The organism is Pseudomonas sp. 58 R 12 (genome assembly GCF_900005865.1).
GTDB classification, from domain to species: domain Bacteria; phylum Pseudomonadota; class Gammaproteobacteria; order Pseudomonadales; family Pseudomonadaceae; genus Aquipseudomonas; species Aquipseudomonas tritici.
In genome coordinates, this window is the sequence record NZ_CVTP01000021.1 from 482,191 (window position 1) to 503,039 (window position 20,849).

A 20,849-nucleotide genomic window follows, 5' to 3' on the forward strand; every position below is an offset into this window, starting at 1 on the left:
TTAGGGCGGCTTCGCCACACAGCGCGGGGCAAGCCCGCTCACTACAGCCCCCTCAATTCGCACAACAATACTCAATAATGTTAGCGTGCTTGGCATTCTTCCGTAGTCGATGAGCCCGCCTGCAATGAAAAAGACTGTCCTCGCCTTCAGCCGTGTCACCCCGGAAATGATCGAACGCCTGCAACAGGATTTCGAGGTGATTGCGCCCAACCCCAAGCTGGGCGATATCAACGCTCAATTCAATGAAGCCCTGCCCCACGCCCACGGCCTGATCGGCGTGGGTCGCAAGCTGGGCCGCGAGCAGTTGGAAGGTGCGGGCAACCTGGAAGTGGTGTCCAGCGTGTCGGTGGGCTACGACAACTATGACGTGCCGTACTTCAACGAGCGCGGGATCATGCTCACCAATACCCCCGACGTCCTCACCGAAAGCACCGCCGACCTGGCCTTCGCCCTGCTGATGAGCAGCGCCCGCCGCGTGGCCGAGTTGGACGCCTGGACCAAAGCCGGCCAGTGGAAAGCCAGCGTGGGCGCGCCGTTGTTCGGTTGCGATGTGCATGGCAAGACGCTGGGCATCGTCGGCATGGGCAATATCGGCGCGGCCGTGGCACGGCGTGGGCGCTTGGGTTTCAACATGCCGGTCCTGTACAGCGGCAACAGCCGCAAGCCGGCGCTGGAGCAGGAACTGGGCGCACAATTTCGCAGCCTGGATGAACTGCTGGCCGAGGCGGACTTCGTCTGCCTGGTGGTGCCGTTGAGCGACAAGACCCGCCACCTGATCAGCACCCGCGAGCTGGGGTTGATGAAGTCCAGCGCGATCCTGATCAATATCTCCCGAGGCCCGGTGGTCGACGAGCCGGCGCTGATCGAAGCGCTGCAAACCCAGCGCATCCGTGGCGCCGGGCTGGATGTGTATGAGCAAGAGCCGTTGGCCGAGTCGCCGCTGTTCCAGCTGAGCAATGCCGTGACCCTGCCGCATATTGGCTCGGCCACCCATGAAACCCGTGAAGCCATGGCCAACCGCGCCCTGGACAATTTGCGCAGCGCCCTGCTGGGCCAACGTCCGCAGGACCTGGTGAACCCGCAAGTCTGGAAGGGTTGACACAAATGCCCTGTGGGAGCGGGGCATGTACCACACAAAATACGGTTAAAGCCTGGCTCCCCCAAGTCGATAACCTTCCATAGATCGTCCTCCCTGATCCACAGAAGGTTTTTATGTCCACCACCAAAGCCCGCGCAGACTCACTTTCGCTTCTGCTCTTTACCTTGCGCAGCGGCAAGCTGATGGCCATCAACCTGCTGAAAGTCAGCGAAATCATTCCGTGCCCGCCGCTGACCAAGCTGCCGGAGTCTCACCCGCACGTCAAAGGCATCGCCACCCTGCGCGGTGCCTCGCTGGCAGTGATCGACCTGAGCCGTGCCCTGGGCGAAATGCCCCTTGAAGACCCCAACGGCGGCTGCCTGATCGTCACTGATGTGAGCCGTTCCAAGCAGGGTCTGCATGTGCAGGCGGTGAGCAAGATCGTGCATTGCCTGACCACCGACATCCGCCCGCCGCCCTATGGCTCCGGCGGTAACCGCGCGTTCATCACTGGAGTCACCCAGGTGGAAGGCGGCCTGGTGCAGGTGCTGGATATCGAAAAAGTCATCCACGGTATCGCGCCGGCTCCGATCGAAGTGGCGCCTACCGACCTGACCATGGAAGAAGCTGAAGTACTCGGCCATGCGCGGATCCTGGTGGTCGATGACAGCCAGGTCGCCCTGCAGCAATCGGTGCACACCCTGCGCAACCTCGGCCTCACCTGCCACACTGCGCGCAGTGCCAAGGAAGCCATCGATGTGCTGCTGGAGCTGCAAGGCACGGCCGAGCAGATCAATGTGGTGGTGTCGGACATCGAGATGTCCGAAATGGACGGTTACGCCCTCACCCGCACCCTGCGTGAAACCCCGGACTTCCAGCACCTGTATGTGTTGCTGCACACCTCCCTGGACAGCGCGATGAACAGCGAAAAAGCCCGTCTGGCCGGGGCCAACTCGGTGCTGACCAAGTTTTCCTCGCCCGAGCTGACCAAGTGCCTGGTAGTGGCCGCCAAAACCGTGGCGCAACAGAGTCTGTGACCGAGTATTTCCAACTACTGCGCCGCGACCTGAGGGGCAGCCTGCCCGCACCGCAGTGGCCGGCCAATACACAGTTGGATCATTACCGCGCAGACCTCGCCCCGGCGATTCACGCGGTGTTGCGCATGACCCAGGACCAGGGCGGCGGCCGCGTTCCCAACCTGGAAACCTGGCAGCGCCAATTCACTAGCGATGCCGAGTTCGACCCCACGCTGTGCCTGGTGGCCAGCAGCGGCGAGGGCATTCTCGGCGTGGCGCAGTGCTGGACCAGCGCCTTTATCAAGAACCTGTGCGTACACCCTTGCGCCCAGGGCCAGGGAGTGGGCCGTGCGTTGTTGCTGCACAGCTTCCAGGTATTCAAGCAGCGCGGCGAACCCTACGTGGACCTCAAGGTGCTGGAGAGCAACCTGCGTGCCCGGCAACTGTATGAAAGCGCAGGCATGGTATTTGTCCTACGGGATGTGGTCGCAGACGACTGACACTCGCTGGCGCATAACTTGCTTCCAGAGTGCCTGAACGGTGAACAGAGGTAAAAACCCGTCACCGTTCCTGCGTGCCCTCTGACCTAGCCTGGTGACAGATCTGCCATGAACACCCACTTTTCCTGCGTCGGTTGCGGTAAATGCTGCACCGACCATCACGTCCCCCTGACACTCGACGAGGCCCGCCTGTGGGCGGCGGACGGCGGTAACGTCATCGTCCTGGTGGAAGGGTTCCTGGGTAATGGCCTGGGCCTGCCCCAGCAGCAACGCGAACATGCCGAGCGCCGTTCGGTGGTGGTACCCAGCGGCAACACCGAGGCGTTTGTGGCGATCACCTTTGCTGCCTACAACGCCGGACGCTGCCGGAATCTTGACGAAGACAACCTGTGCCGCATCTACGAACGCCGGCCATTGGTGTGCCGCATCTACCCGATGGAGATCAACCCGCACATCCCGCTGAACCCTGCCGCCAAGGACTGCCCACCGGAATCCTGGGAACAGGGCCCTGCGCTGATCGTAGGCGGTGAGTTGATGGACCTGGAGCTGGCTGAGTTGATCCGCCGTTCACGTCAGGCCGATCGCGATGACGTGCAGACCAAGGAAACGGTGTGCGCCTTGCTGGGCATACGGACCACGGCGCTCAAGGGGGATGGGTTTACCGCTTACCTGCCGGACATGGGCGCATTTGGCCAGGCGCTTGAGTCCGCAGCGAATCAGCCACCCGTGGCCAGCGAGTGGGTGTTCCATGTGTCGGGCCTGGACATCGCCGAACAGGTGCTGGATGCCGGCGCGCGGGTTGCGACTGAGGTGCCGGCCAACTATGCGTTTATTTCGTTGCGGGCAGCTTAGACTGTTCCGGCCTCATCGCGGGCAAGCCCGCGATAGTGATGGTCCTTTCACCACAAGCGCCGTGATTTGTGACGCGCTGGCTGGCACCGTCCAGCGCGACGCCAGCATGCTGGGCCTGTGGACGCTCACGGTGCATCCAGCCGGTAAGGCGCAAGAATCCGCTGATACTCGCCGTTGTGCATAAGTTGTTCAAGGGCGCGATTAAGCTCCGTACGCAACGCTGTGTCGGTATTGCGCAGTGCAATCGCCACGCCCTCGCCCAGCAGTTCGGTAGACACCGCAGGGCCCAGGAAGTCGAAATCCGCACCTGCGACCGTGTCGAGCAAGGCGTTGCGGATTTCCACGGTGCCCTGCAGAGTGGCGTCAATATCACCTGCCACCAGGCTGCGCACCAATTCGTCGTTGAGCCAGAAGCTCTTGATGATCACCCCGTTGCGCGCCCATTGCGACCGGGCGAAGGCTTCGCGATTGCTGCCCAACAATACGCCAACGCGCTTGCCCTTGAGCGACGCCGTCGTTGGCATCAGGCCTGAGGTTCGATGCGCGACCAGGCGCGTGGTAAAGGGGTAGAGGATATCGCTGAAGCTCACCCAGCGCCGTCGCTTGGGGGTGGGCGCAATCCCCATGATTGCATCGAATTGGCGGGCATCAAGGTCTTCGAAGTTTTCGACCAACACCTGGTCGACCCAGGTGCAGCGCGCATTCAACTGCTGGCACAAAGCATTGCCCAGCTCGATATTCAGACCGACCAATTGCCCTTGCGGGTTACGGCTCTGGAAGGGGGGGAATTGCGCGGCAACGGCGAAGCGGATTTCGCGTCGCGGTTGATCAATGCCAGCAACGGCATCCACCGCGAGCAACAGGGCAAGCGCTACACAGAGCTGTATCAGGGCCACAGGAAACATCCTTTTCCGGAAAGAGCGCCCTCTATTCAGCCTCGGTAAAAAGTCGAGGCCGAACAGAAGCGGTGCAAGCTTTCAAGAAACGATCGCGAGCCTACAAGCGGAAATTTCAGCGGGCACTGTAGGTTGCATCCTGCAAGGCGCGTTGCAGATTATTCCTAACGTTTACCCATCGAACGACGAGTACCCGGCGGCGCCATGCCAGGGGTCTTGGTGTGGCCGTTCTTGGCACCGTTTTTGTACCAAGGCTGGGCGTCACTCTTGCTGCCACCCAGTTCACCCGGTTTGAAGGGAAACTTGAACGCCGGGATCTCGGCTTTTTCAACGCCGTCGGCGTTGGCCGAATCGACGAGGTCGGCCGCTTCAACAGGTGTGTGTGTCGGGGATTTCATGAAAGCTCCGGGGCATGCAGAAGATGATGTGGGCCAAGTGAAGGATCACATAGGTAGGAAGTATACCTGCGCGACTCAGATCTTTGACCAGCGTCGTACGAATGGTCAGGAGTTAACTGACGCGGCTGTCAGATAGCGGTCACTTTACTGACTGGGTCAGCAGGCTATAAATACTCACCCCTACCTCAACCCCTGCCTTGGCGCCTTACAGCATGCACATTAAAAGAAAAACTGTATTGACCGTGGGAGTCCTCGCAATTCTGGCTGTCGCGGCCTGGGCGCTGACCCGACCTGCCAAGCCCAAACTGGTTGCCTCCACCGCCGTACCGGTAAGGGTCGTGAAGGTGGTGGAGCAGGACTTGCCGCGCTACGTGACCGGAATCGGCTCGGTGCTGTCGTTGCACAGCGTGGTTATTCGCCCGCAAATCGACGGCATCCTCACTCGATTGCTGGTCAAGGAGGGGCAACTGGTCAAGGCCGGTGACCTGCTGGCGAGCATCGATGACCGCTCGATCCGTGCCAGCCTCGACCAGGCCAAGGCGCAACTGGGCGAAAGCCAGGCGCAACTGCACGTGGCGCAGGTCAACCTCAAGCGCTACAAGGAACTGAGCATTGATGATGGCATCTCCAAGCAGACCTACGACCAGCAACAGGCGCTGGTCAACCAGCTGAAAGCCACGTTACAGGGTAATCAGGCCGCCATCGACGCGGCCCAGGTGCAACTGTCTTACACGCAGATTCGCTCGCCCGTCACCGGCCGCGTCGGTATCCGTAGTGTGGATGAAGGCAACTTCCTGCGCATGAGCGATGCCCAAGGGCTGTTCTCGGTCACCCAGATCGACCCGATTGCCATCGAATTCTCCCTGCCCCAGCAGATGTTACCGACATTGCAGGGCCTGATCGCAGCGGCTTATCCCGCCCGCGTAGACGCCTACCTGGGTGCCGATACCGAAGGCGAAAACGCCGACCTGCTCGGCCAGGGCCGCCTGAGCCTGATCGACAACCAGATCAGCAGTACCACCGGCACCCTCCGCGCCAAGGCCGAATTCAGCAACAGCATGCAGAAACTCTGGCCGGGCCAACTGGTGACGATCAAGATCCAGACCGCCCTCGACCGCAACGCCCTGGCGGTTCCGCCAAGCGTGGTGCAGCGCGGCCTGGACTCGCACTTCGTGTACCGCGTCAACGGTGACAAGGTAGAAATCGTGCCGGTGCAAGTGGTGTATCAGGACAGTGAACGCAACATTCTCAAGGGCATCCAGGCGGGCGATGTGCTGGTCAGCGATGGTCAGTCGCGGCTCAAGGCGGGCGCCAAGATAGAGGTCCTCAAAGAGCCACCCCAAGTGATCCAGACCGCTGACGTCATGGTGCAGCCATGACGACATCCCGGGGCTCGATTTCCGCCTGGTGCATCGACCGCCCGGTCGCCACCCTGCTGCTCACATTCGCCCTGGTGCTGCTCGGGCTGATTGCCTTTCCAAAATTACCCATCGCCCCACTGCCAGAGGCTGAGTTTCCCACCATTCAGGTGACCGCACAGTTACCAGGCGCGAGCCCGGACACCATGGCATCGTCGATTGCGACCCCACTGGAAGTGCAATTCAGCGCAATCCCTGGCATGACTCAGATGACCTCCAGCAGTGCCTTGGGCTCCACTCTGCTGACCCTGCAATTCACCCTCGATAAAAGCATCGATACCGCTGCGCAGGAAGTGCAGGCAGCTATCAATACCGCTGCCGGCAAACTGCCGAGCGATATGCCTAGTCTGCCGACCTGGCGTAAGGTAAACCCGGCGGACAGTCCGGTTCTGATCGTCAGTGTCAGCTCCCACGACATGCCCGGCACTGAACTGAGTGATTTGGTCGAAACCTTGTTGGCGCGCCAGATCAGCCAGATCGACGGCGTAGGCCAGATCAACATCACCGGCCAGCAGCGCCCGGCGATTCGCGTGCAGGCTTCTCCCGATAAGCTCGCCGCCATCGGCCTGACCTTGGCCGACATCCGCCTGGCGATCCAGCAATCCAGCCTCAACCTGGCCAAAGGGGCGCTGTACGGCAAGAACAGCGTCTCGACCCTGGCAACCAATGATCAGCTATTTCACCCGGGTGAATACGGCGACCTGATCGTCTCCTACAAGGATGGCGCCCCTGTTCAACTGCGCGACGTCGCCAAAGTCGTCAGCGGATCGGAAAACGCCTACGTTCAGGCGTGGGCCGTCGACACGCCTGGCGTTAACCTGGTAATTACCCGCCAGCCCGGCGCCAACATCGTCGAGACCGTGGAGCGCATCCAGGCCGAATTACCACGACTGGAAGCCATGCTGCCGGCATCGGTGCAGGTCAGCGTGCTGATGGACCGTACCACCACCATCCGTGCCTCGCTGCACGAAGTGGAAATGACCTTGTTGATCGCCGTATTGCTGGTGGTCGGGGTGATGGCGATTTTCCTGCGCCAATGGTCGGCGACCATCATTGTCTCCAGCGTGCTGGGCGTATCGTTGATCGCGAGTTTTGCCCTGATGTACGTGCTGGGCTTCAGCCTGAACAACCTGACCCTGGTAGCCATCGTGGTGGCCGTAGGCTTTGTGGTGGACGATGCGATTGTGGTGGTGGAGAACATCCATCGCCATCTTGAGACCGGCATGGACAAGCGCGAGGCGGCGATCAAGGGGTCCAGTGAGATTGGCTTTACCGTGGTGTCTATCAGCGTGTCCCTGGTGGCAGCCTTTATTCCGCTGCTGTTCATGGGCGGCGTAGTCGGCAGGCTGTTCAAGGAGTTTGCCTTGACCGCCACGTCGACCATCCTGATTTCCGTCGTGGTGTCCCTGACGCTGGCGCCGACCCTGGCCGCATTGTTCATGAATGCACCAAACCACCGCGCGCATGACAAACCCGGCTTTGGTGAAAGACTGCTGGCAGCCTACGAAAGAAGCTTGCGTCGCGCCCTGGCCCACCAGCGCACCATGGCTGGCATCTTCATGCTGACCCTGGCGCTGGCCGTGGTCGGCTATGTGTTTATCCCCAAGGGTTTCTTTCCGGTGCAGGACACCGGTTTTATTCTCGGCACCAGCGAGGCGGCGGCGGACGTGTCTTACCCGGACATGGTCGCCAAGCACAAGGCGCTGGCGCAAATCATGAAGGATGATCCGGCTGTGCGAGCGTTCTCCCACTCCGTCGGTGTAACCGGTAGCAACCAGACCATCGCCAACGGGCGCTTCTGGATTTCCCTCGTACCCCGAGGTGATCGGGATGTGTCCGCCAGCCAATTCATCGACCGCATCCGACCCAAGCTGGCCAAGGTGCCGGGCATCGTGTTGTACCTGCGCGCGGGCCAGGACATCAACCTCAGCTCCGGCCCAAGTCGTAGTCAATATCAGTACGTGCTCAAGAGTAACGACGGCGCGACGCTGAACACCTGGACCCAACGCCTGACCGAAAAACTGCGTTCCATTCCGGCGTTCCGCGACATCTCCAATGACCTGCAACTGGGCGGCAGCATCACCCACATCACCATCGATCGCCGCGCTGCCGCACGGTTCGGACTCACCGCCACCGACGTCGATCAAGCGCTGTATGACGCCTTCGGCCAGCGCCAGGTCAATGAGTTCCAGACCGAAATCAACCAATACCAAGTGGTACTGGAACTGGACACCCAACAGCGCGGCAAGGCCGAAAGCCTGAATTACTTCTACCTGCGTTCGCCGCTGACCAATGAAATGGTGCCGCTGTCGGCATTGGCCCGCGTCGAGGCGCCCACAGTTGGCCCACTGTCCATCAGCCACGATGGCATGTTCCCGGCCGCCAATCTGTCGTTCAACCTGGCGCCCGGTATTGCGTTGGGTGATGCGGTGATTCTGCTCAACCAGGCGAAAAACGAGATCGGCATGCCGGCTTCGATCATCGGCAATTTCCAGGGTGCGGCGCAGGCGTTCCAGAGTTCGCTGGCCAGCCAGCCGTGGCTGATCCTTGCGGCATTGGTGGCGGTCTATATCATTCTCGGCGTGCTGTATGAGAGCTTCGTGCACCCGCTGACGATCATCTCGACGTTGCCCTCGGCAGGCCTGGGTGCGCTGGTCATGCTGTGGCTGTTGGGCCAGGACTTCTCGATCATGGCGCTGATCGGCCTGGTGCTGTTGATCGGCATCGTCAAGAAGAACGGTATCCTGCTGATCGATTTCGCCCTGGACGCCCAGCGCACGCGTGGGCTGTCACCGCAGGATGCGATCTTCGAAGCCTGCATCACACGGTTCCGGCCGATCATCATGACGTCCTTGGCCGCACTGCTCGGCGCCCTGCCGCTGATGCTCGGCTATGGCGCCGGTGCGGAGCTGCGCCAGCCGCTGGGCATCTCGGTGGTCGGCGGGCTGCTGGTCAGCCAGGCGCTGACGCTGTTCACCACGCCGGTCATATACTTGTACCTTGAGAAGTTTTTCCACAGGCCCAAACCAACACCTGCGTTGGCGACCACACATTGAGGCTGGGGCCCCGCCCTAGAGCAAAAGGCTCATGCGCGTCCTGATTATTGAAGACGAAGAAAAAACCGCGGACTACCTGCACCGCGGCCTGACAGAACAGGGCTACACCGTCGATGTGGCCCGCGAAGGCGTCGAGGGTTTGCACCTGGCGTTGGAGAATGACTACGCGGTGATCGTGCTCGACGTGATGCTGCCCGGCCTCGATGGCTTTGGTGTATTGCGTGCGCTGCGTGCGCGCAAACAAACGCCGGTGATCATGCTCACCGCCCGCGAACGCGTTGAAGATCGCATTCGTGGTCTGCGCGAAGGCGCTGACGATTACCTGGGCAAGCCGTTCTCTTTCCTCGAGTTGGTGGCACGTTTGCAAGCCTTGACCCGCCGCAGCGGTGGTCATGAGCCGGTGCAGGTAACCGTTGCCGACCTGTGGATCGACCTGATCAGCCGCAAGGCCAGCCGTAACGGCGTGCGCCTGGACCTGACCGCCAAGGAGTTCTCGCTGCTCAGCGTATTGGCGCGGCGCCAGGGCGAGATCCTGTCCAAGACAGCGATTGCAGAAATGGTCTGGGACATCAATTTCGACAGCGACGCCAACGTCGTGGAAGTGGCGATCAAGCGCCTGCGGGCCAAACTCGATGGGCCGTTCGATACCAAGCTGCTGCACACCATCCGTGGCATGGGGTATGTGCTGGAGAGTCGCAGTGTCAGCTAACTCCATTGCCCTGCGCCTGAGCGGCATGTTCACCCTGGTAGCGCTGGTGATCTTCCTGCTGATCGGCGGTGCGCTGTACCAGCAGGTGGATCGGGGGCTGGGCTTGTTGCCTGAGGCTGAACTGGATGCACGCTACAGCGTGTTGGAGTCGTCGGTGGGCCGCTTCGGGACGCCCGATCACTGGGCAAAGATTACCGCCAAGCTCAAGTTGCTCAGTGAAGAAGACAAGCGTATCCGCTTCTGGGTGGTCAGCGACGTCCCCTCCTATGAGTATGGCAACCCCGATGCCCAGATCCGCGCTTTTGCCAATGGGCACACCGGCAAACGCGATTTGCATCTACCGGGCCATCAACACCCGTTCAAGGCACTGGTGAGCCAGTTCCCGGCCAAGGACCAGCGCCCGCCGCTGCGCTTCATGATTGCCATCGACACAGAAAACTTCCACGCGACCCAGCACCAGTTGCTGGTGGCACTGGTGAGCCTGGCCTTTGTGGGTGTCATGCTCGCCGCGCTGCTGGGCTTCTGGGTAGCGCGCATCGGCCTCAAACCGCTGGGCAAACTGTCGGATGAAGCACAGAAACTTGCCCCGCCTAAGCTCTCCGGGCGCCTGCAGTTGTCGCCACTGCCGCCGGAGCTGAGCCAGTTCGTCAACTCGTTCAACGCCACTCTCGACCGCGTCGAGCAGGCCTATTCGCGCCTGGAGTCGTTCAACGCCGATGTAGCCCACGAGCTGCGTTCGCCATTGACCAACCTTATCGGCCAGACCCAGGTGGCGCTGACCCGCGGGCGTTCGGCCGAGCATTATTTCGAGGTACTGCAATCCAACCTTGAAGAGCTGGAGCGCCTGCGCTCGATCATCAATGACATGCTCTTCCTCGCCAGCGCCGACCAGGGCAGCAAGGCCACCAAGCTGATCGAAAGCTCCCTGGCCGATGAAGTGGCAACCACCCTCGATTACTTGGACTTCATTCTCGAAGACGCTCAGGTCGAAGTACAGGTAAGTGGCGATGCCACGGTGCAGATCGAAAAAGCCCACCTGCGCCGTGCGCTGATCAACTTGCTGAGCAACGCTGTGCAACACACCGCGCCTGGGCAGATCATCGTTGTGAACATCGAGGTGCACGAACATCAGGTGGCAATCGGCGTAACTAACCCCGGCGATGAAATTGCCAGCGAACATCTGCCGCGCCTGTTCGAACGCTTTTATCGGGTGGATGCGTCACGCAGCAACAGCGGCGCGAATCATGGACTGGGCCTGGCCATCGTCAAGGCGATTGCGCTGATGCACGGCGGCGATGTGTTTGTGCGCAGCGAGCACGGCGGCAATACCTTCGGCATCACCCTTCCCGTGTAGCCAACTCGCTCCCACAGTGTGTTCGATGTACACCAGAAAGATCAGGCAGTCCGACTGTTGCGGTTTGGGCAACAGTCCTTATCTTGTTACACTCTGTATCGTACCGCTCGCCTGCGTTAATTTGACGCATCGATGAGCGCGACGGCAAAGGCAGCTTCCGCTTACCCGAATTTCCCTCGACTTATTTCCAGGGCTCTACACTGGGAATCTGTCTTAAAGCCGCTGACTTCAGCGGCTTTTTTTTGCCGTAAAAAAGGCCAGGCACACCCCCACGACATTGGCCGTTCCAGATTGACCAAAGGAGCACCACCGGTGAAGAACTCGCTGACGTTCACCCCGTTATTCCTCGCGATTGCAACAACGATTGCCCCCCTTGCCCATGCGGCAGACGCTCCCCCTGCCGATGGCTTTGTCGAAGGTTCCAGCCTCAAGCTAAACGCCCGCAATTACTACATGAACCGCGACCGTCGCGACATCCACACTGATGACAGCAAAGAATGGGGCCAGGGTTTCATTGGCACTTTTGAATCCGGCTACACCCAGGGCACTGTCGGCTTCGGCCTGGACGCTCACGCCATGCTTGGCCTCAAGCTCGACGGCGGTGGCGGCACTGATGGCTCCAGCATCCTTCCGTACGGCAGTGGCAACGGCAAGGCGCCCGGATCGTTTTCCACAGCCGGTGGCACCTTGAAAATGCGTGCGTTCGATACCGAGCTGAAAGCCGGCGACCTGTTTCTGAATAACCCGGTGATCGCCGGCGGCATGACCCGCATGCTGCCTCAGACCTTCCGTGGCGTGAGCCTGGCCAACCACAGCCTGGACGGCTGGATGTTCGAAGGGGGCCAGGCCAGCTTCACCAAACTTTACAACCAGAGCGGCCACCGGCGCATCGGCACCAGCTACGGCGCTCTGCCAAATAACGCGGACAGCCAGCACATGAACTGGGCAGGCATGTCGTTCAGCGGCATCGATGGGCTGACCAGCAACCTCTACGCCTCCGAACTCAAGGACGTGTGGAACCAGTACTACTACGACCTGGACTACACCTATGTGGTGAACGAGATGATCAGTCTCAACCCCGGTCTGCACTACTATCACACCCAGGACACCGGGCAGTCGCTGCTGGGAGATATCGATAACAATACCTACAGCCTGCATTTCACCGTGAACGCGGGTCATCACAGCGTCACCGCCGCCTACCAGCGAGTCAATGGCAACACGCCGTTCGACTACATTGCCCAGGGCGACAGTGTGTACCTGGACAACTCCCAGCAATACTCTGATTTCAACGGCCCCAATGAACGCTCGTGGAAGCTCAAGTACGCCTATGACTTCGGCGGCCTGGGCCTGCCCGGCCTGAGCACGGCCGTGTCCTATATCAGCGGCAAGACCGACCTGACCAAGGTCGATCCGCAAAGCCGTGGCTACAGCGCCTGGTACAGCGCTGACGGTAAGGACGCCAAGCACTGGGAACGGGATATCGATGTGAAATACGTGGTACAGGGCGGCAAGGCCAAGGACTTGGCATTGCGCCTGCAATGGGCCGTCAACCGGGGCAGCAACGGTTACTCGGCGGTGGATCGGGATGTGGATGAATACCGGGTGATCGTCGACTATCCGATCAACGTGTTCTGACACCCTGATTTCTTTCGCGGCGATGATTTAATTTTCATCGGGTAGAACTAAACTGCCAGTATCTTCCCTGCTGAAGTCTGCGCGATGAGCCAACGCCGTACTCGTACCCCGCCTGCGCGCCCGGAGCTGTTACTGATTCTGGGCAGCGGTTTCACCGTGACCTTGATTGTGGTCATTGTCGCGGCGCTGTTGATTCGTGAACACGCCAGCACCTTGCAGGCCGCTCAACGCTCGACGAGCAACATCACACAACTGATCAACGCCGACGTGTTGCGTAATGTCGAACTCTATGACTTTGCCTTGCAGGGGTTGATCACTGCCAGGCAGCGTCAAGACTTGTCCCAGGCATCGGCGGACATCCAGCACCTGGTGCAGTTTGATCAATCCATCGCCGCGCCTTTCAAAGGCGAGGTCCTGCTGCTGAACGCCAATGGTTCAGTGATCGCAGACTCATCGACACTCACGCCGACACCGCGTAATTTCGCCAACCGTGACTATTTCCTGGCACATAAAAACGCTGTGCAAACGGGGTTGTTCATCAGTCGTCCATTCCGCATCCACTGTAACTGCGACCAAGTGTGGCGCATTGCATTCAGCCGTCGCGTATCAGGCCCCAATGGCGAGTTTGCCGGCGTAGCGGTAGCGACCATGCGCCTGGCTTACTTCGACCAGCTGTTCAGCCGCCTGACGATCGGCAACGGCAGCTCGGTCAACCTGCTCAACAACCGCGGCATTCTGTTAGCCCAGCAGCCACTGCTGGAGCGCGACATGATTGACAAGGACCTGAGCGAACGTCCCAACTTCAAACGCATACTCAATGAGGGCAGAGGAAGTTTTCAGGCCATCTCGGCCATCACCGGCAAGGAGCGCCTGTATACCTTTACCAATGTCGGGACATTGCCGCTGATCGTGGTGGTGGCGCTGTCCAGCGAAGACGTGCTCGCGCCATGGAATCGCGCCGCGCTGCTCACCAGTGGGGCCACCGGTATCCTGTGTGTTGGCCTGCTATGGCTGACTTGGATGCTGCGCCGGGAACTGCGGCGCCGTTTTCGCGCTGAACGCGTACTGTCAGAACTGGCAGCCACCGATGCCCTGACCGGCCTGGCCAACCGCCGCATCCTCGACGAACGCCTGCGCCTGGAATGGGAGCGCGCCCAGCGCTCGGCCGAGCCACTGACGGTGGTGATGATCGACGTAGACCACTTCAAAGCCTTCAACGACCGCCACGGTCATCACGGTGGGGACGAAGCGTTGCGCACCGTGGCCCAAGTGATCGGCAGCAACATCCGTCGCCCGGCCGACCTGGCCGCGCGCTATGGTGGAGAAGAGTTTGCGGTGGTGCTGCCGCATACCGATGCCAAGGGCGCCAGCGTGATTGCCGAGCACATCCGCAGCAGCATCGAGCATTTGCCACGGGTGGCAGGGGATGAGCGGCCGATTACCGTGAGTATCGGCGTAAGCACTTGGGACAAGCGCAGTCACATGTCGCTGGAAGCGCTGCTGCTGAGCGCGGATCGGGCGTTGTATGAGGCCAAGCATACGGGGCGGAATCGGGTTGTGGATGCCAGCACTTTGTAATGCCTACGCCTGCCAGGCATCAGTTGATGCCAAGATATATCGCATCATCAACGCCACGCCCCGCTGCTACTAACCGCTGGCCTTATGCCTTGTCATCCTTTCTAACGGCTGCCTCCATATAGTTGTCCGAAAAGAAATGTTTAGCGACTTTTATCTCAGGACGATAGAGGCCATTAACAAGCTTATTGATTGCCACTTCCCCCCTACTTTCAAGCAAATTGTAATTTGACGTCGGTGAAAGTTTACGCAAATCCCGGATAATCGATAGCCCAATACCCGCCTTCATGTCCCCCCCGGAAAAAACAGTTTCAAAGGGTTGAAGTTTCTGTTTTGAGAGCTTGCCATATTCAGTGCTGTCCAGGCCGTCTACATGCCTATCCAAATTAGGTGTCTGCGCAAAACGCATTTCAACCAAACTTAACCACGCGGCATCCTTGAAGGCAGGCGTGTCAAAATCGAAGCGATATGTCGTGCCACCAAAACGACTACTTGGTTTCTTCGGCTCCTTGCCTACCTCCAAAGCAAAGAATACAAAGTCATCATTTCCTAAAAGTTTTATATCTTCTTGAGGCGAATTTTGAGTATTAAAAATAATATGTCTATCGATCAATTTTTGACGCGAGAACAGTGCAACGCTGCCATCCTCTCGCTTTACGGGTGCGGCCGTACTATGGGTTGCATACAGGGGGACAGTAAAAAAATTGTCTAAAAAGCTACTTTCCTGCTCGGACAGCCTCCCCAGTTCTTTACGAAGCCCGTGAAGGTTGTTTCTCGACAGTTCATCAACGTGATTTCTCTCTGTACCGGCCGGTGCCCCCTTCCATATTGATCCGTTATGAATCATCCGCTCATGCGACTTTCCACTGATGAACCCCCGAAACGCCTTCACAATCTGTCGAGCCGCAACATCTTTGTAAAGCGCAGAGCCATTGCCCAGCGAGCCAGGCAGCCCCCCACCAAAGTGGCCATTGGCATCACCGACTGTTACAAGGCGCTTTACACCGTTGCTTTCCAAAATGCCTGGAGCCTGTGCTTCGCGCAAAAGTGTTCCGGTACTGGGAATATGGGTTGGACTTATACTAGGCATGGTGACCTCTACGCAGGCTGTTGGCAGGTTGATAAGTGGGAGATGTCAGACCGATAAACGCTGCCCGTGATCTCATTGAAAACTGGTGGAACCATTCCAGCACCCATTCAATCAGCTCGTTCAATTCCGCGCAGAGCCGTGAAAGAGACAGCTCGTCATCAGCGATATGATTCATCGCGACCATTGCTCCCGACGCCGAGTTGAACCCGACGACAGGCGTGTCCTTATGCAAGAATTGAAATTGCGATTCAAACAGGAACTTTTGCCAGTCCTCGACCTCCCCACGACTCATTGAGCTGTCCGCAAGGTCACAGAGGATCGTCACACTTTTTCTGGTTCTATTATCATAAAGTGCTAACTTGAGACCCTCCACGTTCAACTGACAAACACGAGACGCATCAAACTTCAACCCGGGCAATCCGAGTTTCATTGCAAACGCCTGTAAAATATCATCCTCCCTGCTCATGTTCGAACACTCCCGGCATGGCCAATGAAGTACACATCGAACCCTTTACCCCACTCAACAATTTCCAACATAACAAGCACTCCGAAATTCGTGAAACCACAACTCAGAGCATCCATGCGGTAGATCGAAACACAGCGCTACATTACTCAGTCGCCTTGGGTAAAGAAAACAGCCTAACCATTACGAGAAAATTCACTACTTGGCTGCAGGAACTGAAAACCCCGTTTGACCACGAATAAAACTTCAACACACCATTCCATCGTGCAAAAAAACACTGATTAATTGAAATTAAAAGAAAAAAAAAGGCCACCCGAAGGCAGCCTTTCAAAACTAAAGAAAAGAGAGTTGTTACTTACACCGCCGCAACGGGACGCATGTAAGAGATCGGTGCGGTGCTGGCATCTTCGAAGGTCACGACTTCCCAAGCATCTGTCTGCTCAATCAACTTGCGCAGCAGCTGGTTGTTAAGGGCATGGCCCGACTTGAAGCCTTTGAACTCGCCTATCAGGCTATTGCCCAGCAGGTAGAGGTCACCGATTGCATCGAGGATCTTGTGCTTAACAAATTCGTCTTCGTAACGAAGGCCGTCTTCGTTCAGTACACCATCCGCGTCGACCACAATGGCGTTTTCAACGCTGCCGCCGAGTGCGAGGTTGTGCTTGCGCAGGTACTCGATGTCACTCATGAAACCAAAGGTACGGGCGCGGCTGACTTCTTTTACGAACGAAGTGCTGGAAAAATCCACGCTTGCACTTTGGGTGCGGTCACGGAATACCGGGTGATCGAAATCGATCTCAAAGCTCACTTTAAAGCCTTCGAACGGGACGAAGGTGGCGCGCTTGTCGCCGTCCTCTACTGTCACTTCCCGCAGAATGCGAATGAACTTCTTGGCTGCGTCCTGTTCTTCCAGGCCGGCAGATTGAATCAAGAATACGAAGGGTCCAGCGCTGCCATCCATGATCGGGACTTCGGACGCGGAGAGCTCGACGTAGGCGTTATCGATGCCCAGGCCAGCCATGGCCGAGAGCAAGTGCTCCACCGTGTCCACTTTGACGTCACCGTTGACCAATGTGGTCGACATCGTGGTTTCGCCAACGTTTTCCGCGCGAGCAGGAATCTGCACCACAGGGTCCAGGTCGGCACGAACAAACACGATGCCGGTGTCGACAGGTGCAGGTTTGAGGGTCAGGTATACCTTCTCCCCGGAGTGCAGACCTACACCTGTGGCACGGATAATATTCTTCAGGGTGCGTTGTTTAATCATGGCTTGGACCGCTTGAGCGCAAATTGCGAACTGGTATCAACAAAGGCTGGCGATAATAGCAGACCAGACCTTTGCTGAACACCAATCACCTTCATAGCCCTGATACATTCCATCAATCGGCCTGACGACGCAGGAAAGCCGGGATGTCCAGGTAGTCCAGATCATCTTGCGGATTCGGGCTACGGGACGCCGCAGCACCGGCCTGAGCCTGGTTGCGCATCACGGTCGGACGGTCCAGATCACGGTAGTTCACCGACGGCAGTTCCTGGCGCGAAGGCGCTGGAGCAGCAGCCGCTTGGCTGGCGTGGCTGTTGTGGCTGGTATGAACGGTATTGTCGATGACCTTGACAGGCTTCTCGATTTTAGCGCCAAGGCCGGTCGCAACCACAGTCACGTGCAGTTCATCACGCATGTCTGGATCGATAACGGTACCGACTTTGACCATCGCGTGCTCGGAAGCGAAGGCTTCGATGATGCTACCCACGTCGGAGTACTCACCCAGGGACAGATCAGGACCGGCGGTGATGTTCACCAGGATGCCGCGTGCGCCTTGCAGGTTCACGTCTTCCAGCAACGGGTTGCGGATGGCCGCTTCAGTGGCTTCACGTGCACGGTTCGGACCGCTGGCGCAGCCAGTGCCCATCATCGCCATGCCCATTTCGCTCATGACAGTACGTACGTCGGCAAAGTCGACGTTGATCATGCCTGGGCGCTTGATGATGTCGGAGATACCGCGAACGGCACCGGCCAGTACATCGTCAGCCTTGGCGAACGCGGACAGCAGGCTTGCGTCCTTGCCCAGGATAGTCAGCAGCTTCTCGTTGGGAATGGTGATCAACGAGTCGACGCTTTCAGACAGCAGACGGATGCCTTCGTCCGCGATCTGCATGCGCTTGCGACCTTCGAACGGGAACGGACGAGTGACGACAGCCACCGTCAGAATGCCCATTTCCTTGGCCACTTCGGCAATGATCGGCGCAGCACCGGTACCGGTACCGCCGCCCATGCCGGTGGTGATGAACACCATGTTGGTGCCTTGCAGCACTTCAGCAATACGCTCGCGGTCTTCCAGCGCGGCTTGACGGCCGACTTCCGGATTGGCGCCAGCGCCAAGGCCCTTGGTCACGGCTGTGCCCAATTGCAGGATGGTCCGCGCGCCGATGCTTTTCAGCGCCTGGGCATCAGTGTTGGCGCAGATGAATTCAACGCCTTCAATGTTGCTCTTGACCATATGGTTGACAGCGTTACCGCCGCCACCGCCGACACCGATCACTTTGATGACCGGGCTAGCGGGGATGTTGTCTACGAGTTCGAACATGTTCCCTCTCCTTTCATTTTCTCTAGTTTTTTCGCCTACTGCTTATTGCTGTGCTGCGGTGTCGCGGTAAATCTTTAAAAGTTGCCTTTGACCCATGCCTGCAAACGCTCGAACAACGGCGCTTTCGCGTCGTCGTCACTGCGGTAGCTGTCACGGTTGCTCGGGCCCGACAAGGAAATGCCGTCGGTCTGCTTTTGCAGCCCGTACAACAGCAAGCCCACACCGGTGGAATAAATTGGGTTGCGTACCACGTCGCCCAGGCCTTTGACGCCATGGGGCACGCCCAGGCGGACGGGCATGTGGAAGATTTCCTCGGCCAGCTCGACCGCGCCTTCCATCTTCGAGGTACCACCGGTCAGCACGATGCCGGCCGGGATCAAATCTTCGTAGCCGCTGCGGCGCAGTTCAGCCTGGATCAGGGTGAACAGTTCGTCGTAGCGCGGCTCGACCACTTCGGCCAGGGCCTGACGCGACAATTCGCGCGGTGGACGATCGCCCACGCTTGGCACTTTGATCGTCTCGCCGGCACCGGCCAGCTTGGCCAGGGCGCAGGCGTAGCGGATCTTGATTTCTTCGGCGTACTGGGTCGGTGTACGCAACGCCATGGCGATGTCGTTGGTCACTTGGTCGCCAGCAATCGGGATCACGGCGGTGTGACGGATCGCACCCTCGGTGAAGATCGCGATGTCGGTGGTGCCGCCACCAATGTCGACCAGGCATACGCCGAGTTCTTTTTCGTCGTCGGTCAGTACCGAGTAGGCCGAGGCCAGTTGCTCGAGAATGATGTCGTCGATTTCCAGGCCGCAGCGGCGCACGCATTTCTCAATGTTCTGTGCAGCGTTGACCGCGCAGGTCACCACGTGGACCTTGGCTTCCAGGCGCACGCCCGACATGCCCAGAGGCTCGCGAACGCCTTCCTGGTTATCGATCACGTAGTCTTGCGGCAGCGTGTGCAGTACGCGCTGGTCAGCCGGGATCGCCACGGCCTGGGCAGCGTCGAGTACACGCTCAAGGTCAGCCGAGCTGACTTCGCGGTCGCGGATAGCCACGATGCCGTGGGAGTTCAGGCTGCGGATATGGTTGCCCGCCACGCCGACAAACGCCGAGTGGATCCGGCAACCGGCCATCAGCTGCGCTTCTTCGATAGCGCGCTGGATCGATTGCACGGTGGACTCGATGTTCACCACCACGCCCTTCTTCAGGCCACGGGACGGATGCGTGCCAATACCGACGATTTCGATCGTGCCGTCTTCCCCGACCTCGCCCACCAGCGCCACCACTTTGGAGGTGCCGATATCGAGACCGACGATCATTTTGCCGCTTTGCACGTTTGCCATGGGTCCTGCCTCTTCTTAATTCTTCGCGACAGCGGGTTGCGCTGCCGTGGGCGCAGCCGGTTCACGCCAGCCGACGGCAAGGCCGTTGGCGTAACGCAGGTCGACGCTCGCAATGTTCGTAATCTGTTCTTTCAAGGTCTTGTCATAGATGGCAATGAAGCGGCGCATCTTTTCCACCAAGCGGTCGCGTCCCAGCAACAACTGGATGCCCGGGCCGGAACTGCCAGCCCCGGTCGTCAAAAACCAGCTGCCCCGTTCACGCAGTTCCAGGCGTGCAATGGAGAAGCCCAGTGGCCGCAGCATCTGGCTCAAGGCCTGGTACTGCTGCATCACTTGCTGCTGCGCCCGCTGCGGCCCGAACAACTGCGGCAGGTGCTCGTAGTTGGCCAGCTCACGCGGGGTGAACGCCTGGCCCTGGTTGTTCAACAGCGCTTCATCGCCCCAACGGGCCACGGGCAGTTGTTCTTCCAGTCGGATCGTGACCTGGTCCGGCCATACACGGCGGACTTCGGCGTGGGCGATCCATGGCATCTGTTCCAGCTCCGCGCGCATACCGGCCAGGTCGATGGTGAAGAAACTCGACGCCAGGAACGGGCTGATACGCTGCTGCACCGCCTGCTGGCTGATGTAGCTCAAGTCGCCCTGCACACTGATCTTGGTGATCGGCCGGTCGGCGTACGGCAGTAGACGCTGTGCGCCCTCGTAAGTGCCAAAACCCAACACCACTAGCAGCACCGGCCAGAACAGCGCCTTGAGGAAACCAAAATTGGCTTTCGGCAGGCGCGCCGACATCGGCTCTTTAGCCACCATTCGGCTGGCACCCCGAGGCACCGGCTTGCGGCTCGGTGCTTGTGGGGGCTGATGACGAAGCGATGCGCCTTTCATGT

The 20,849-nt window shown here is 59.2% G+C and carries 18 protein-coding genes; 10 read left to right on the forward strand and 8 right to left on the reverse strand.

Annotation, left to right across the window (positions count from 1 at the left end):
• Nucleotides 1-124 precede the first annotated feature (124 nt).
• The 4 genes from BFP95_RS19485 to BFP95_RS19500 all read left to right on the forward strand — a co-directional run bounded on the left by BFP95_RS19485 (nucleotide 125) and on the right by BFP95_RS19500 (nucleotide 3,446).
• Nucleotides 125-1,099, forward strand: coding sequence for a 2-hydroxyacid dehydrogenase (locus BFP95_RS19485; protein WP_065875031.1), 975 nt, complete (start codon nucleotides 125-127; stop codon nucleotides 1,097-1,099).
• A 113-nt stretch (nucleotides 1,100-1,212) separates the two neighbouring features.
• On the forward strand, nucleotides 1,213-2,115 hold the full coding sequence (locus BFP95_RS19490) for a chemotaxis protein CheV (protein WP_065875032.1): 903 nt from the start codon (nucleotides 1,213-1,215) through the stop codon (nucleotides 2,113-2,115).
• The gene (locus tag BFP95_RS19495) at nucleotides 2,112-2,594 is read left to right on the forward strand and encodes a GNAT family N-acetyltransferase (protein WP_065875033.1); all 483 of its coding nucleotides are present in this window, start codon (nucleotides 2,112-2,114) and stop codon (nucleotides 2,592-2,594) included. Before BFP95_RS19490 ends, BFP95_RS19495 begins: the two co-directional genes overlap by 4 nt.
• A 108-nt stretch (nucleotides 2,595-2,702) precedes the next feature.
• Nucleotides 2,703-3,446: a YkgJ family cysteine cluster protein gene (locus BFP95_RS19500; protein WP_065875034.1), complete on the forward strand. Its 744-nt coding sequence runs from the start codon at nucleotides 2,703-2,705 to the stop codon at nucleotides 3,444-3,446.
• Between the two features lie 125 nt (nucleotides 3,447-3,571).
• On the opposite strand, the gene BFP95_RS19505 is transcribed toward BFP95_RS19500, so the two are convergent.
• Nucleotides 3,572-4,342 carry a transporter substrate-binding domain-containing protein gene (locus tag BFP95_RS19505; protein ID WP_065875035.1) on the reverse strand — a complete coding sequence of 257 codons (771 nt, stop codon included), beginning with the start codon at nucleotides 4,340-4,342 and terminating at the stop codon, nucleotides 3,572-3,574.
• A 164-nt stretch (nucleotides 4,343-4,506) separates the two neighbouring features.
• The gene (locus tag BFP95_RS19510; RefSeq protein WP_065875036.1) at nucleotides 4,507-4,740 is read right to left on the reverse strand and encodes a hypothetical protein; all 234 of its coding nucleotides are present in this window, start codon (nucleotides 4,738-4,740) and stop codon (nucleotides 4,507-4,509) included.
• A gap of 212 nt (nucleotides 4,741-4,952) precedes the next feature.
• Between BFP95_RS19510 and BFP95_RS19515 the strand changes: the two genes are divergently transcribed.
• The 6 genes from BFP95_RS19515 to BFP95_RS19540 all read left to right on the forward strand — a co-directional run bounded on the left by BFP95_RS19515 (nucleotide 4,953) and on the right by BFP95_RS19540 (nucleotide 14,490).
• Entirely contained in the window at nucleotides 4,953-6,119 is a 1,167-nt protein-coding gene (locus BFP95_RS19515; RefSeq protein ID WP_065875037.1) for an efflux RND transporter periplasmic adaptor subunit, read from the forward strand.
• On the forward strand, nucleotides 6,116-9,214 hold the full coding sequence (locus tag BFP95_RS19520) for a multidrug efflux RND transporter permease subunit (protein WP_065910579.1): 3,099 nt from the start codon (nucleotides 6,116-6,118) through the stop codon (nucleotides 9,212-9,214). Before BFP95_RS19515 ends, BFP95_RS19520 begins: the two co-directional genes overlap by 4 nt.
• 31 nt (nucleotides 9,215-9,245) lie before the next feature.
• Nucleotides 9,246-9,923 (forward strand): heavy metal response regulator transcription factor, encoded by a 678-nt coding sequence (locus BFP95_RS19525; protein WP_010213025.1) that lies wholly within the window; start codon nucleotides 9,246-9,248, stop codon nucleotides 9,921-9,923.
• Nucleotides 9,913-11,277 carry a heavy metal sensor histidine kinase gene (locus BFP95_RS19530; protein ID WP_065879593.1) on the forward strand — a complete coding sequence of 455 codons (1,365 nt, stop codon included), beginning with the start codon at nucleotides 9,913-9,915 and terminating at the stop codon, nucleotides 11,275-11,277. Before BFP95_RS19525 ends, BFP95_RS19530 begins: the two co-directional genes overlap by 11 nt.
• A 312-nt stretch (nucleotides 11,278-11,589) precedes the next feature.
• A complete protein-coding gene (locus tag BFP95_RS19535) occupies nucleotides 11,590-12,912 on the forward strand; it encodes an OprD family porin (protein ID WP_065875040.1) in 1,323 nt (440 codons plus the stop codon).
• An 84-nt stretch (nucleotides 12,913-12,996) separates the two neighbouring features.
• Nucleotides 12,997-14,490, forward strand: a complete 1,494-nt coding sequence (locus BFP95_RS19540) for a sensor domain-containing diguanylate cyclase (protein WP_065910580.1) — start codon at nucleotides 12,997-12,999, stop codon at nucleotides 14,488-14,490.
• Between the two features lie 82 nt (nucleotides 14,491-14,572).
• Here BFP95_RS19540 and BFP95_RS19545 read toward each other — a convergent pair whose 3' ends face one another.
• From BFP95_RS19545 to BFP95_RS19570, 6 genes are all read right to left on the reverse strand, one after another.
• Nucleotides 14,573-15,532: a hypothetical protein gene (locus BFP95_RS19545; RefSeq protein ID WP_065910581.1), complete on the reverse strand. Its 960-nt coding sequence runs from the start codon at nucleotides 15,530-15,532 to the stop codon at nucleotides 14,573-14,575.
• Between the two features lie 37 nt (nucleotides 15,533-15,569).
• Nucleotides 15,570-16,043 (reverse strand): CesT family type III secretion system chaperone, encoded by a 474-nt coding sequence (locus BFP95_RS19550; protein ID WP_065875043.1) that lies wholly within the window; start codon nucleotides 16,041-16,043, stop codon nucleotides 15,570-15,572.
• A gap of 352 nt (nucleotides 16,044-16,395) precedes the next feature.
• Nucleotides 16,396-17,307 (reverse strand): UDP-3-O-acyl-N-acetylglucosamine deacetylase, encoded by a 912-nt coding sequence (gene lpxC / locus BFP95_RS19555; protein ID WP_003171886.1) that lies wholly within the window; start codon nucleotides 17,305-17,307, stop codon nucleotides 16,396-16,398.
• 112 nt (nucleotides 17,308-17,419) lie between these two features.
• Nucleotides 17,420-18,625, reverse strand: a complete 1,206-nt coding sequence (ftsZ, locus tag BFP95_RS19560) for a cell division protein FtsZ (RefSeq protein ID WP_065875044.1) — start codon at nucleotides 18,623-18,625, stop codon at nucleotides 17,420-17,422.
• Nucleotides 18,626-18,699: 74 nt separating this feature from the next.
• Nucleotides 18,700-19,962: a cell division protein FtsA gene (gene ftsA / locus BFP95_RS19565; RefSeq protein WP_065875045.1), complete on the reverse strand. Its 1,263-nt coding sequence runs from the start codon at nucleotides 19,960-19,962 to the stop codon at nucleotides 18,700-18,702.
• Between the two features lie 15 nt (nucleotides 19,963-19,977).
• The gene (locus BFP95_RS19570) at nucleotides 19,978-20,847 is read right to left on the reverse strand and encodes a cell division protein FtsQ/DivIB (protein ID WP_065910582.1); all 870 of its coding nucleotides are present in this window, start codon (nucleotides 20,845-20,847) and stop codon (nucleotides 19,978-19,980) included.
• Between the last annotated feature and the right edge of the window lie 2 nt (nucleotides 20,848-20,849).

Excerpts from the sequence above, each read along its gene's own strand:
- BFP95_RS19485 (WP_065875031.1), top strand. The coding sequence starts at position 125 with ATGAAAAAGACTGTCCTCGCCTTCAGCCGTGTCACCCCGGAAATGATC.
- BFP95_RS19490 (WP_065875032.1), top strand. The coding sequence starts at position 1,213 with ATGTCCACCACCAAAGCCCGCGCAGACTCACTTTCGCTTCTGCTCTTT.
- BFP95_RS19500 (WP_065875034.1), top strand. The coding sequence starts at position 2,703 with ATGAACACCCACTTTTCCTGCGTCGGTTGCGGTAAATGCTGCACCGAC.
- BFP95_RS19510 (WP_065875036.1), bottom strand. The coding sequence starts at position 4,740 with ATGAAATCCCCGACACACACACCTGTTGAAGCGGCCGACCTCGTCGAT.
- BFP95_RS19515 (WP_065875037.1), top strand. The coding sequence starts at position 4,953 with ATGCACATTAAAAGAAAAACTGTATTGACCGTGGGAGTCCTCGCAATT.
- BFP95_RS19520 (WP_065910579.1), top strand. The coding sequence starts at position 6,116 with ATGACGACATCCCGGGGCTCGATTTCCGCCTGGTGCATCGACCGCCCG.
- BFP95_RS19525 (WP_010213025.1), top strand. The coding sequence starts at position 9,246 with ATGCGCGTCCTGATTATTGAAGACGAAGAAAAAACCGCGGACTACCTG.
- BFP95_RS19540 (WP_065910580.1), top strand. The coding sequence starts at position 12,997 with ATGAGCCAACGCCGTACTCGTACCCCGCCTGCGCGCCCGGAGCTGTTA.
- BFP95_RS19550 (WP_065875043.1), bottom strand. The coding sequence starts at position 16,043 with ATGAGCAGGGAGGATGATATTTTACAGGCGTTTGCAATGAAACTCGGA.
- lpxC (WP_003171886.1), bottom strand. The coding sequence starts at position 17,307 with ATGATTAAACAACGCACCCTGAAGAATATTATCCGTGCCACAGGTGTA.
- ftsZ (WP_065875044.1), bottom strand. The coding sequence starts at position 18,625 with ATGTTCGAACTCGTAGACAACATCCCCGCTAGCCCGGTCATCAAAGTG.
- ftsA (WP_065875045.1), bottom strand. The coding sequence starts at position 19,962 with ATGGCAAACGTGCAAAGCGGCAAAATGATCGTCGGTCTCGATATCGGC.
- BFP95_RS19570 (WP_065910582.1), bottom strand. The coding sequence starts at position 20,847 with ATGAAAGGCGCATCGCTTCGTCATCAGCCCCCACAAGCACCGAGCCGC.